Origin of the sequence: Pelagibacterium luteolum (assembly GCF_900100665.1) — a bacterium.
Classification (GTDB): domain Bacteria; phylum Pseudomonadota; class Alphaproteobacteria; order Rhizobiales; family Devosiaceae; genus Pelagibacterium; species Pelagibacterium luteolum.
This window is the reverse complement of record NZ_FNCS01000002.1, coordinates 262015-274967: the sequence shown is the minus strand read 5'-3', so window position 1 is coordinate 274967 and position 12953 is coordinate 262015. Positions and strand designations below refer to the sequence as shown.

Sequence of the window (12953 nt, the reverse complement as noted above, 5' to 3'; positions counted from 1 at the left end):
GCCTAGCCAATGTCTTTGAGCAGCCTGTCGAGCGCGGCAAAGCTCGTGCCCATGCCCTCGGTCATGCCCGTCTCCACGGCTGCATCGCGTTGTGCCTTGGTTTGGAACAGCATGGCCGTCTGCAGGCGCGTCCGCTCACCCTCACGAATAAAGGTCAGGGTCACCAGCATCTTTCCCATCCCGAAATCGTCGTCGAAAACTTCGGTCGAAACCAGCGTGTCGACGGGCGAGATCTGCTGATACTGCCCCGTCATCCCCATGGTCTCGCCCTCGGGACCGCTCCAGACATAACGATAGGTGCCACCCACCCTAAGGTCTATCTCGCAGGTCGGCAGCGACCACCCATCTGGCCCGGTCAGCCATCGCCGAACCAGTTCTGGCTTCGTGTAGCAGTCGAAAACCAGGTCCTGCGGCGCATCAAACAAGCGTTCGACCACGATCTCGAGATCGGACGGTGTCGTAACTTCAAGCGTTTTTGCCAAAGACATCAATTACCCTCCTTGCTGCGCTTGTTCTTGAGTTCGTCCAGAAGGCTGTCGAGTCGGGAAAAATTGGCTTCCCAAACCTGCCGGTAATGATCGAGCCAGTCCGTCGCCTCTTTGAGTGCCATGCCCTCAATGCGTACTGGCCGTTTTTGTGCGTCCCTGCTTCTGGACACGAGCCCCGCGCGCTCGAGCATCTTGATATGCTTGGACACCGCAGGCTGGCTCATTGCGAAAGGCTCGGCCAATTCCATTACGCTTGCCTCACCCTCAAGGAGCCGGGTCAAAATGGCCCGGCGCGTCGGGTCGGCCAGTGCAACAAAGGTAGCATCGAGACGTTCACTTTCAGTCATGCCATAACCAATAAGTTTGATATATCTTTGGTTATATGAGGTGAGAGACTTTTTCAAGTCATGCCGTTGCATGTCGCCGACCTCACACAAGCGTGACTGGAAAGAGAAGCGTTTTCAGCGACAGAGCCAACGTGCTTAACGCCCTCTTAAAGTCCGTGGTCCAAACTGGTGAAATCAGTTGAAGTACGCGGCCGCATCCAGCCGGACCCTTGGGGGCAGGGGACAGCATCTCGCCATAATGGCGTGAGAGGATGCGTGCGCGGTTGGTAACGGAAGAGGTCCGTCCATGCGTAAAAATGCCCTTTCATCCTCGACGCCTGGTTTGACTCGCCGCCATGCGATTGCTTTGGCGTTGGGTGCCGGCGCCAGCCTCATGCTGCCGCGTCCTGCCTTTTCAAACGTGCAGAACTTCGTGGCGTCACTCTGGCCCGAAGCGCAGGCGCGTGGTGTGTCGCGCGCGATATTCGATGCCGCAATGGCGGGCTTTTCGCCGTCCTCTCGCATCATGGAACTGACGCGCACGCAGCCCGAGGTCGTCAACACAACCGGTCAGTATATCGGCAACGCCGTTAGCTCTGCTCGCATAACCACTGGTCGCAACATGCGCGCGGAGTGGGCACAGACGCTTGGCGCGGTGCAGCAGCGCTGGGGTGTGCAGCCCGAAATCGTTCTCGCCATCTGGGGCATGGAAACCAATTACGGCTCATATATGGGTGGCAACAACGTCATCCATGCGCTCGCCACCCTCACCCACGGTCAGTACCGCTACGACTTTTTCAAGCGCGAACTGCTAACGGCGATGCAGATTCTTCAGGCTGGCCACGTCGCTCCGGCCCAAATGGTTGGCTCATGGGCGGGCGCCATGGGGCATACCCAGTTCATGCCCACAAGCTTCATGTCCTACGCCGTCGACTATAATGGCAATGGCCGTCGCGACATCTGGAACTCGATTCCCGATGCCCTCGCTTCCGCCGCCAACTATCTCAAGGAACATGGCTGGCGCCCTGGCGAAACCTGGGGTTATGAGGTCGATCTGCCATCCAATTTCGACTACGGCCGCGCTTGGGACACGGGCAAGCAGAGCATCGGCAATTGGGCGGCAATGGGCGTCAGGCGCACCGGCGGACGACAGTTCCCGCGCGCAGACGATTCCGCATCGCTGTTCATGCCTGCTGGCGGCGGCGGCCCGTCGTTTCTGATGCTGCGCAACTTCGACGTGATCAAGCGCTACAACAACTCCAACAACTACGCCCTTGGCGTCGGTCATCTCGCCGACCGGATCCTGGGCACGGGCGGTTTTGTGCGCCCGTTCCCGGCCAATGAAACCGGCCTCAATCGCAATGATCGCATGGAGATTCAGCGGCTCTTGAATGCCAAGGGGTTTAACGTCGGCACGCCCGATGGCGTCGTCGGTCCCAATACCCGCCGTGGCATCATCGCCTATCAGCGCGCCGCCGGCCTTTTGCCGGATGGTTACCCGTCGAGCGGACTGCTCGCGCACCTGCGCTAGCGACCGCACGGTTAGGAGTGCGTAACCATAGGGGTTCATGAAAGCCCCTATGGCCGACTTTCCCGCTATTGTGGTTCTCTCGGCGCCAATAGATGCGAGGATGGCAGATGGAGGTCGATACGCTAACCGATGAGGAAGGCCGCCTTTGCGCGATGCAGAGGCTGGGTTTGCCCGGCATGTCCGGACACGCCCCGCTGACTCGTATCGCGCGCGTCGCCCAGACTGCCATGGGCGTACCGCACACCGCGATCTCGCTCATCGACCGTAAACAGCGCCTTCACCTGGCGACCCGGGAAATCGAGCCAGCGCTGGTCGATCGTGACAGCACGCTCTGCAATGTCGCCATCCAATCCAACAAACCCCTCATCATCGAAGATTGTGCCACCGACCGCCGCGCCTTGGATGCCGAAGGCAACCGCCTCGAGCCTTCGATCGGTGCCTATCTCGGTGTGCCGCTGGTGACGACGGAAGGCTATGTGCTTGGCTGTCTCGAAGCGATGACGCCCGATGCAACTCGGTTCAGCGAGGATCAGGTCACCGTCGCCGTCAATCTCGCTCAATTGGCGATGGACTATATCGTTACCCTGCAGCCCGATAATTTCGACGCCCTGACCGGCGCACAGACACGGCGCAGGTTCCAGGCCGAGGTCGAGCGCGAATTCCAGCGCTCCAGCCGTTACGAACGCCCTGCCGCGCTCCTCTTTCTCGATGTCGATGGCTTTCGCGACTTCAATGCCTCACTCGGTCTGCGCACTGCAGACGAGGTGCTCAAGAGTATTTCAAACCGCATCACCGAAAGCCTGCGTGTTACCGATTGCTTCGGCCGCCTCGGCGGTGAGGAATTCGGTCTGCTCTTGCCTGAGACCCTGGCTTACGAAGCCAGCCAGTGCGCCGAACGTTTGCGCGAGGATATCGCCCGCTTACGCTTCCGTACCCAAGCAGGCGTTCTCTCGGTTACCGCAAGCTTTGGCATCGCGCCGCTCAATCCCGAGATCAAATCGGCAATCGACTGGTTCGCCAAGGCCGACATCGCGCTTTACGGCGCGAAGCAAGCCGGCCGCAACTGCGTGATGTTCGCCACCACAAGCGCCGATGACCAACTCGCGGAGACAGCGCCCAGCGGTCGTCCCGTCCAGGCCATGCACTAAATCGCGACCTTTCGTCCCGTTTCGGCAGCGAGAGAAACTTTTTCGCGTTTCCCTGACATCCATATGCCGTCCCGCGCGTTATAGGATCGTCGCTATCGCTCGATCCTTGAAATACTGACCCGGAAAGGTGCCATTCATGAGCGCCGACGAGGCCCAAAGTCTGGATGAAATCATCCTTCGTCGCCGGCGGCCGTTTACGGTCGCCGAACTCATCGCCGACGGGATCGTCCATGGTGTGGGTCTGCTTGTTGCGCTGATCGCCGGCACCGTTTTGATCACACTTGCCATCCTCCATGCCGCAGGGCAGGAGATTGCTGCCATCGGCATTTACGTGGCCTCCATGGTCGTGCTGTTGAGCGCCTCGATGGCGTTCAACCTTTGCCCGACTGGCCCGCTCAAGGCATGGCTAGCCCGTGTCGATCAGGCCGCCATATTCCTATTCATCGCTGCGAGCTACACACCCCTGCTGGTCGCTCTGGGCGACGTTCCCATTGCCGAAAAGCTGATGATCTTCGTCTGGTCGACGGCGCTGATCGGGGTCGCGCTGAAGCTACTCGTCCCCCAACATTTCGGGCGTCTGGCTATCCCGTTTTATCTCGCCATTGGCTGGAGCGGCATTCTGGCGTTCCACGCTCTCGCCGCCGCATTGCCGCCTACGGCGGTTTGGTTGATCGTAGCGGGCGGCGTCGCCTATTCCGCCGGGATCATTTTCCATCTCTGGGAAAAGCTCCATTTCCACAACGTACTCTGGCATACCTTCGTCATCGTCGGGGCCACGCTACACCTCATTGCGATCTTCGACGCGATGGTCATCAGCCGGATGTAGGAGAGACTGGTGTCGCTACGCCACCAGTCCCTTTGTCAATTCGAGCGCCTGTTTTTCAAACAACCGCCGATAGATTCCACCTTCGCGCCGGATAAGGGCCGAGTGGTCTCCCTCTTCGACAATCTTGCCCTTGTCGAACACAAGGATGCGGTCCAGGGCGCGGACAGTGGATAGCCGGTGGGCGATGACCAGGGTCGTCCGTCCAGTCATCAACCGCTCGATCGCCTGCTGAATCAGCAACTCGCTCTCTGAGTCGAGGCTCGACGTTGCTTCGTCGAGGATCAGGATCGGGTTGTCGGCCAAAAACGCCCGCGCAATTGCAACGCGCTGCCGTTCGCCGCCCGAAAGCTTCACCCCGCGTTCGCCCACCATCGTCTCATATCCCTTGGGAAGGGTCATGATGAAGTCGTGCGCGTTGGCCATCACCGCTGCTTGAATAACCTCGTCACGCGTCGCTGTTGGGCGAGCATAGGCGATGTTGTCTGCCAGCGTACGGTGGAACAGGATCGGCTCCTGTTGCACGATCGCAATCTGGCCGCGCAGGCTAGACTGGGTGTGGTCGGCAATATTCTGGCCATCGATCAGGATTTTGCCCTCGGTCACATCATGCAGCCGCTGGATGAGTTTGACGAACGTCGTCTTGCCCGAACCAGAATGGCCCACAAGCCCGATCTTTTCGCCCGATTTGATGTCGACCGAAAAGTTCTCGTAGAGCGGCTTGATATGCCCGCCATATTTGAAGGTGACAGCATCGAACGCGATAGCGCCGTCACCGATCTCGATCGGCTTGGCTCCACGCTTGTCGGCGATGCCGTACGGTTCGGCATTCAGTTCGACGAGTTCCTCCATGTCGTTGACCGAGCGCTGCAGATTGCGGATGTGCATGCCTACGTCTTGCAGATAGGCCTGCAGCACAAAAAATGAGGTCAGAACAAATGCAATATCGCCTGCGCTGGCCAGACCCTGCTGCCACAACACGATACCAGTCAACAAAATCGCCCCGCGCAGGATCAACAGCGTCGCCATCTGAACGGTGCCATTGATGTTGCCACGGTTCCACGTGCGGCTGGTTCGGCCCTGCCATTTGTTGACCACCCAGTCGAGCCGCTGCTCTTCTCGCTTTTCCGCACCGAATGATTTGACTACCGCGTTGCAGCTCACGGCATCGGCCAGCGCGCCACCGGTTCTGGTGTCCCAGCTATTGGAGAGCGAGGCCGCCGGGGCGACGAATTTGACGGTCAAGACGATCGTCAGAACGATATAGGCTACCGATCCCAGCCCGATCACCAAGCCCATAAGCGGCCAGAACGCGGCGAGAAGCACGGTCGTGCCCACGAGCATGACCACTGACGGCAGCATCGCCATGAGGATCGTGTCGTTGAACAGATCGATAGCCCACATGCCGCGCGTCATCTTGCGCACTGTCGAGCCGGCGAAAGTGTTGGCGTGCCAGTCGGTCGAAAAGCGCTGAACCCGGAAAAAGGACTCGTTGACCACCTCTTTCATCATCACCAGCGTGAAGGTGATAATGCCGCGGAAAAGAAGAACCGCAGCACAAGGGCCGCGAGTCCGAGACCGAGCAGGATACCGAACGATGTCAGCGCTGATTGCAGCGAGGCGTCATCGCCCATGCCCTGAGCCACCGCGTCGACGATCTGACCCGCGAAATAAGGGGTCAGCACATCGGCGAGCGTGGCGAGGATAATCAGCACGCTGATCGCGGCAATCCGGATCGGCTGCCGCCGCCAGTACCGCGATACGAAGATAAAAACTGAGCGGAAGACATTGCTCCGCCGGGATTTGGATTTGGAAACCATTGCGAATGTCAGGCGTCTCGCGCACTGACCCTTCAGAACTGCACGGCAACGGCTTTAGACGTCCGTTGTCCCGATCAAATTTGGAAAAAGAGAGCCGAGTTCGCCGGTGCGGAAATCTCGGTTGGCGCGGGGATGTCTAGCGCGAGCGATCCAGCGCGCGACCCATGGAGGGCGTGATAAAGTTTTGCAATCCAACGCCTCCGTAAGTTCGAGTCAGCAGGAGGGCTCTTATAGCCGAGACATTTTGTCTCGCCAAGATCGGAATTTGAACTGGCAAGCCAACTGATGCCCCGAGGCAACACTGCCCTCAGTGCCGCGGTGTTTCGGCCTCTTGCGCAACGCGGTGTTCGGCTTCTGGTGGAGAAATCGGGCTGACGACTTCCTTGGCCAGAGCCCTCTCGCGCAGCCAGATATAGTAGCCCGAAGCGATAACGATTGGTCCGCCAATAAACAGCCAGATCGTTGGCGCATCGCCAAAGATCAGCCAGCTCGAGAGCGTCATCCAGATGATTTGGCTGTAGGCGAACGGTGCCAGCACCGAGGCTTGGGCAAACCGATGCGCGATGATCGAAATCTGATGCCCGGTCATCGCGGCAAGTCCAACGCCAAAAAAGATCAGCCAGTTGGCGGGTCCGTCCGGCCACGTCCAGTTGCTCAGCGCGAACGGCAGCAACACAACGGTGCCGACAAGTCCGGCATAAAGCTGCATGCTCATCGTGGATTCGGTGGCGGTCAGCTTGCGGGTCAGGATGAAATAGAGCGCACCAGCCGTGATCGATCCAAGCGACAGGATCACAGCCCAGTGGAAGTCAGCGCTCCAGGGCTGGATGACGATCAGTATGCCAAAGAACCCGACAAAGATCGCCGCCCAGCGCCGCCAGCCGACATGCTCGCCCAGCAAAGGCACTGACAGCGCCGTGATCAGCAGCGGCATGCCGAACATGATTGAAGAGGTGACGGTCAGCGGAAGGTAGAGGATGGCGAAGAAATTGAACGCCGTCATCGCCAGAAGGCCCGAAGCGCGGGCGATCTGCAGGGCAGGGCGCTTGGTCGCGAAGGCCGACAGCCCCATGCGCGGAAGGGCGAGGCCCAGCATGAAGGCGAACTGCACAGCGTAGCGCCCGAAGGCCACCTGGGCTGGGGGCATGCCCGAGAGCGCCATCCACTTTGCCGCGGTGTCGCATAGAGCGAAGAATATGTAGGTGACGAGAACCAGGCCTATCGCCAGCAAGCGGCGATCCTGGTGCCCGATGACCGGACTGGGCATGGTGTAAGGCCTGGCGGACGAAAGGAAGGTGGAGCAACCGTAGCGAAACGGCGCGGACTTGCAACCTTGGAAAGGGGAACCTTTGGCAATTTCCTGTCGTTGGCATTCCAAGAAATATCGAGCCGAAAGGATGACCCATGGCCACCAGTCGCCGTAACGAAGACCGTGTGTTGGACAAGAGCGAAAAAGATCTTGTCGACCAGACCCGTCACCCCGCTCTTGGTGATCTCTCGGACAAGGATTTGACCAAGCTCGTCAAGCTGTTACGCGACCGTCGCGACAGGGCGCGCGACATCGCACGCACCCAGAGACGCAACGTGCGCGGCAAGGGTGCGGCGGAAGCCAAGGAAGGCGCCGAGCGCGGCAACAAGGAGAAGATGAGCTTGCTTGCACAAGCCCTCCAGCGCGCCAACAAGGAGAGTAAGCGCCGCGATGGTCTCGACGTCCAGGCCGACGCCTGAACAAAAAATGCCGGTCAAAAGACCGGCATTTTCGTTTAATCCGGGAGGATGCGCACCGCACCGCGATCGGCGCTCGAAGCGAAGGCAGCGTAGGCCTTGAGGGCTGTGGTCACCTTGCGCTTGCGCGGCTCGACGGGCCGCCAGCCATCAGCACCCTTGGCGTCCATTTTCTGGCGACGCAGGTCGAGTTCGGCGTCTGAAACCATGAGGGTAATGGTGCGATTGGGGATGTCGATCTCGATGCGATCGCCCTGTTCCACAAGCCCAATGGCGCCGCCATTAGCCGCTTCGGGGGAAACGTGACCGATCGAAAGGCCTGACGTTCCGCCGGAAAACCGGCCATCCGTCAAAAGCGCGCAGGCTTTGCCCAAGCCCTTGGACTTCAAATAGCTGGTTGGGTAGAGCATTTCCTGCATACCGGGGCCGCCTTTGGGGCCCTCGTAGCGGATGACTACGACATCGCCTTCCTTGACCTTGCCGGTCAAAATGCCCGAAACCGCGTCGTCCTGACTCTCGTAAACCACTGCCTTGCCAGTGAATTTCAGGATGGAGTCGTCGACACCAGCCGTTTTTACCACGCAGCCATCGATCGCGATGTTGCCCTTGAGGACGGCCAACCCGCCATCCTTGGAGAACGCGTGCTCGGCTGAGCGGATGACGCCATCCTTGCGATCGAGGTCGAGTTCAGCCCAGCGGTTTTCGGTCGAAAACGCTTCCGTGGTGCGAACACCACCCGGGGCTGCCATGAAGAATTGACGAACCGATTCCGAATTGGTGCGCGAGATGTCCCAGCGGTCCAAGGCGTCGCCGAGGGTAGCACTATGGACTGTCGGGAGGTCGCGATGCAGCAGGTTAGCACGGTCTAACTGCCCGAGAATGCTCATGATTCCGCCGGCGCGGTGGACGTCTTCCATATGGACGTCCTGCTTGGCCGGAGCGACCTTGCAGAGCACCGGGACCTTGAGGGACAGCGCGTTGATGTCATCGAGATCGAAATCCACTCCGCCTTCATAAGCGGCGGCGAGGATGTGCAGCACGGTATTGGTCGAACCGCCCATCGCGATGTCGAGCGCCATGGCGTTCTCGAACGCTGCCTTGGTGACGATGGAGCGCGGCAGGACACTTTCGTCATCCTGCTCGTAATAGCGCCGTGCCAGATCGACGATCAGGTGCCCGGCTTCGAGGAAAAGGCGCTTGCGATCGGCGTGTGTGGCGAGGGTCGAGCCGTTGCCGGGCAGCGACAAACCGAGCGCTTCCGTCAAGCAATTCATGGAGTTAGCCGTGAACATGCCCGAGCACGAACCGCATGTGGGGCAGGCCGCTTCTTCGATCGCGGCCACTTCGGCGTCGGTGTAGCTGTCGTCGGCGGCGACCACCATGGCGTCGACCAGATCGAGCGCCTGGAGCTTGTCGCGGTGGACAATCTTGCCCGCTTCCATCGGGCCGCCCGAGACGAAAACAACAGGGATATTCAAGCGCATAGCGGCGTTGAGCATGCCCGGCGTGATCTTGTCGCAGTTCGAGATGCAGACCATGGCGTCGGCGCAATGGGCGTTGACCATGTACTCGACGCTGTCGGCGATCACTTCGCGGCTGGGCAGCGAATAGAGCATGCCGTCATGGCCCATAGCGATGCCGTCATCGACCGCTATGGTATTGAATTCCTTGGCAACTCCGCCTGCACGTTCGATCTCGCGGGCCACCATCTGGCCGAGATCCTTGAGGTGCACATGGCCCGGAACGAATTGGGTAAAGGAGTTGACCACGGCAATAATGGGCTTGCCGAAATCGCCATCCTTCATGCCGGTCGCGCGCCAAAGGCCGCGGGCGCCGGCCATGTTGCGGCCGTGGGTGGTGGTGCGTGAACGATAGGCGGGCATGGTGGTCACCTGCTGAAAATGCTGTGTGGCGTGAGGCCATATCCCAAAATTGCGACCATGGCGGTCAGCATGATTTCGGGCTCTGCACTATCTCTATCGTCTGGAGCCGATGCTGTAAAGGTTTGCCGTACCGTTGGGTACGGTTGACCATTAGGCCCAGCATACACCTGTCGAGCCGAGCGGGGACAACAATCTCTCGCCCGGCACGAATTATAGGTTACAATACCTTGGAAACGTTCATGAATCCATTGCGCTCTCGGTTGGCCGCGGTGATCGATTTTTCCGAGCCTAGAGCAACGACATGGCCATTGCGCGCAACCTCTTCGAGAAGGTCGGCAGCGGCGGAAAAGTCGGCTTCCGAGGTCGAAAGAACCTGCTCGCGGCGGGTTTGGCGGTAGGCGTCGCTAACCCCTGTGAGCGCGCGGACAAGCGCCGTATATCCCTTCGCATCAGGCAGCATATATGGGTCGAGATCGCCGATTGTGCCGATGATCGACCGAGCTATATCGGACTTGGCGACACCCTTACGCAAAAACTGGGGCGCGGCGTCATAGACGTCGAGCGTCGCGACGAGATTCGGGTCGCGATAGGAGCCAAATCCGTATGTGCCCGCAAGGGGATTATACGAAGCAAATCCTCCATACGCGCCACCCTCTACGCGGACCTTGTCCCAGAGGTATGACGTGCCGAGATATTTGGTGACGACCGAGAGGGCACCCGAGGGGTCGTGACCGAGCGCTTTGAGGTTCGCACCCTTGGCGACATAGTTGACCTGCGCGGGGATAGTCAGACCTTCATTGGCCGGATGGGGCAGGGGCGACCAGTCGGCGCGGATGAAGTCGTGGCGGGGGAGGCGAGCGAGGAAGGATTTGAGCTCCGCTTCGAACGCCGGCCATGCCGAGCCGTCGGTCGTGACGTTGACGATCGCGGCATTGGCGTTGATCAGATGCTTGCGAATGTCTTCGAGTGCCTTTTGTACTGAAGGCCAGTCGGTTTCGATTTTCTGGGCGAGGTCGCGCAGGAAAAAGAGCTGGGTGATGCCGCCGGTTTCTTCCTGAACCCAGTCGGCCTCGTGCAGCGAAGCGCGGAGGCGCGAGAAGGCGTATTGGTGACCCGAGGGCACGAGCGAGGCTTCGGCGCGGGCTTTGTCCTCGGCGACGAGCTGGCGGATGCGGTCACGATTGTCGAGCCGGGCATCGGTGAGGATGTCGTGGACGATATCGAGCATCTCGCCGGTTTTGTCGGCCGTCGCCTTGGCGCGGACGATGAGCCAGGCAGCGGCTTCGTCGCTGTCGATGATCGCCGAGTTCATCCGCGAAATGCCGATGCCGCCGGTCGAGCGTCCGATGCGCTGGGTGAGGGCGACGAAATCGGCGGTCGATGTGCCGGTCTGTTTCAGCGCGCGGGAAAAGAGCGGCAGATAAGCGACAAGATCGCGGGGCAAGGTTTTGAGATCGAAGCCCAGATCGAGATAGACGATGCCATTGGTGGCAAGGTCGTGAACGAGCGTGCGCACGCCATCGACGGCCAATTCCTCGGTGGGAATGGATGCCCCCTCGCGGGGGAGATCATCGACGGTCAATGTCGGGATCTTCGCGAGGTCTTCGGGCTTGTCGGCGGCGTTTTGGAGTGCCTTGAGCTTTTTGGTCGTCTCGATGGCGCCGGCAATGTCATTGTCGTTCATGGCGGCGCGGGCCGCATCGAGCCGGGCGCGCTCGGCATTGGCCTCACGCTCTGCCTGTTCGGGATCGGGACGCAGGACCACGGTCGTGCGGTGGGTATTGTCGAGCAGAAGTTCGCGGATGCGCTGTTCGATAATGCGTTCGCCCGAAGCGAGGCGCGCCTTGAGGCTGGCGAGAGCCGTTTCGAACTTCAGCCCGTCGATGGGGTCGCGGCCATAAAGCCATTCACCCAGCGCGCCGAAGAAAAAGATCAACCCGCGCGGGTAGCCGCCGGTGTTTTTCTCGCGCAGCTCGAATTCGAGGGAATTGAGCGTGGCTTCGATCGTCGCGTCGTCGATGCCGTGTTCGGCGAGATGCACAAGGGTGTTGAGGATGAGCGTTTCGACCTTCGAGGCGTCATCGGCATCGATGCCGCGCAGGCCGAAGTAAATCCAGGGCTGTGAAAGGCCCGATGCGCCGGTGACGATAGCTTCACCCAGACCGGATTCGATCAGCGCCTTGTGCAGCGGTGCGGCGGAGTTGCCGACGAGCGCACGACGCATCACGGTGCGGATGAGGTTTTCTTCCACATCGCCCGTGGGGTCGAGCATCCAGTTCAGCGACACGAAGGAAGAGCGCTTGTTTTCGCCATCGGCGGGATAGGTCTTTTCGATATGCCGAGGCGCGTCGAAGCGCGTCTGGGGGGCGATGGCTGGAGCCTTTTCGCCCTTCTCGAACCGAGAGAGAACAGCGTCGAGCAGGTCGAGGCGCTTTTGCGGATCGTCATCGCCGTAAAAGATGATCTGGGCGTTGGAGGGGTGATAGTATTTCTCGTGGAAGGCCTTGAACTGTTCATAGGTGAGGTCGGGCATGACCTTGGGATCGCCGCCCGAATAGTTGGAATAGAGCGCGTCCGGGAACAGCGACTGCATGGCGTGGACATAGAGCATCTGGTCGGGCGATGAGGTGGCGCCCTTCATCTCGTTGAAGACAACGCCCTTGAAGATCACTGGATCGTCAGGATTTTCCACCTCGAAGTGCCAGCCTTCCTGCTCGAAGGTCTCGCGGGCGAGGAGCGGGAAGAACACAGCGTCGAGATAGACCTCGGTGAGATTATAGAAATCGGCCTCATTGGTGCTCGCGACCGGATAGACCGTCTTGTCGGGGAAGGTCATGGCGTTGAGGAAAGTGTGGAGCGATCCCTTGATCATCTCCACGAAGGGCTTTTTGACCGGAAACTTTTCAGAGCCGCACAGCACCGAATGTTCAAGAATATGCGGCAGACCCGTCGAATCCTCGGGCGGGGTGGCGAACGAGACGCCGAACACCTTGTTTTCGTCGTCATTGATCAGCGAGAGAATCTCCGCGCCGGTCTTCTTGTGCCGATAGTGCCGCACCAGCGCGTTCACCTCGTCGATCTGCTCTTCGGCGATGAGATCGTAAGCTGGGTGTGACATGGCGCGGCTCCTCTTGGGCGGGATGGGTGCGGTCAATGTAGGAGCGAGGGGCGGGCCTGCCAACCACCGGCAAACAATCTCGTGAAACTCT

At 59.9% G+C, this 12953-nt stretch carries 9 protein-coding genes and 1 pseudogene; 4 read left to right on the top strand and 6 right to left on the bottom strand.

The window, feature by feature from the left end:
* Positions 1-2: 2 nt before the first annotated feature.
* Both BLR31_RS05365 and BLR31_RS05360 read right to left on the bottom strand, forming a co-directional pair.
* Positions 3-488, bottom strand: a complete 486-nt coding sequence (locus BLR31_RS05365; RefSeq protein ID WP_244504951.1) for an SRPBCC family protein — start codon at positions 486-488, stop codon at positions 3-5.
* On the bottom strand, positions 488-835 hold the full coding sequence (locus BLR31_RS05360; RefSeq protein ID WP_090593686.1) for an ArsR/SmtB family transcription factor: 348 nt from the start codon (positions 833-835) through the stop codon (positions 488-490). Before BLR31_RS05360 ends, BLR31_RS05365 begins: the two co-directional genes overlap by 1 nt.
* 286 nt (positions 836-1121) lie before the next feature.
* On the opposite strand from BLR31_RS05360, the gene BLR31_RS05355 reads away from it, so the two are divergent.
* The 3 genes from BLR31_RS05355 to trhA all read left to right on the top strand — a co-directional run bounded on the left by BLR31_RS05355 (position 1122) and on the right by trhA (position 4319).
* A complete protein-coding gene (locus BLR31_RS05355; RefSeq protein ID WP_090593060.1) occupies positions 1122-2345 on the top strand; it encodes a lytic murein transglycosylase in 1224 nt (407 codons plus the stop codon).
* Between the two features lie 107 nt (positions 2346-2452).
* Positions 2453-3493, top strand: coding sequence for a sensor domain-containing diguanylate cyclase (locus tag BLR31_RS05350; RefSeq protein ID WP_176762525.1), 1041 nt, complete (start codon positions 2453-2455; stop codon positions 3491-3493).
* A gap of 136 nt (positions 3494-3629) precedes the next feature.
* Complete coding sequence (trhA, locus tag BLR31_RS05345; protein ID WP_090593055.1) at positions 3630-4319, top strand: PAQR family membrane homeostasis protein TrhA; 690 nt, start codon at positions 3630-3632, stop codon at positions 4317-4319.
* A 15-nt stretch (positions 4320-4334) separates the two neighbouring features.
* On the opposite strand, the pseudogene BLR31_RS05340 reads toward trhA, so the two are convergent.
* Positions 4335-6136 (bottom strand): annotated as a pseudogene (locus BLR31_RS05340) (ABC transporter ATP-binding protein).
* Positions 6137-6443: 307 nt separating this feature from the next.
* Positions 6444-7403 (bottom strand): DMT family transporter, encoded by a 960-nt coding sequence (locus tag BLR31_RS05335; RefSeq protein WP_090593052.1) that lies wholly within the window; start codon positions 7401-7403, stop codon positions 6444-6446.
* A 137-nt stretch (positions 7404-7540) separates the two neighbouring features.
* Between BLR31_RS05335 and BLR31_RS05330 the strand changes: the two genes are divergently transcribed.
* On the top strand, positions 7541-7864 hold the full coding sequence (locus BLR31_RS05330) for a hypothetical protein (protein WP_090593050.1): 324 nt from the start codon (positions 7541-7543) through the stop codon (positions 7862-7864).
* A 35-nt stretch (positions 7865-7899) separates the two neighbouring features.
* Here BLR31_RS05330 and ilvD read toward each other — a convergent pair whose 3' ends face one another.
* Positions 7900-9744, bottom strand: a complete 1845-nt coding sequence (ilvD, locus tag BLR31_RS05325; RefSeq protein WP_090593047.1) for a dihydroxy-acid dehydratase — start codon at positions 9742-9744, stop codon at positions 7900-7902.
* A gap of 217 nt (positions 9745-9961) precedes the next feature.
* On the bottom strand, positions 9962-12862 hold the full coding sequence (locus BLR31_RS05320) for an insulinase family protein (protein ID WP_090593044.1): 2901 nt from the start codon (positions 12860-12862) through the stop codon (positions 9962-9964).
* Between the last annotated feature and the right edge of the window lie 91 nt (positions 12863-12953).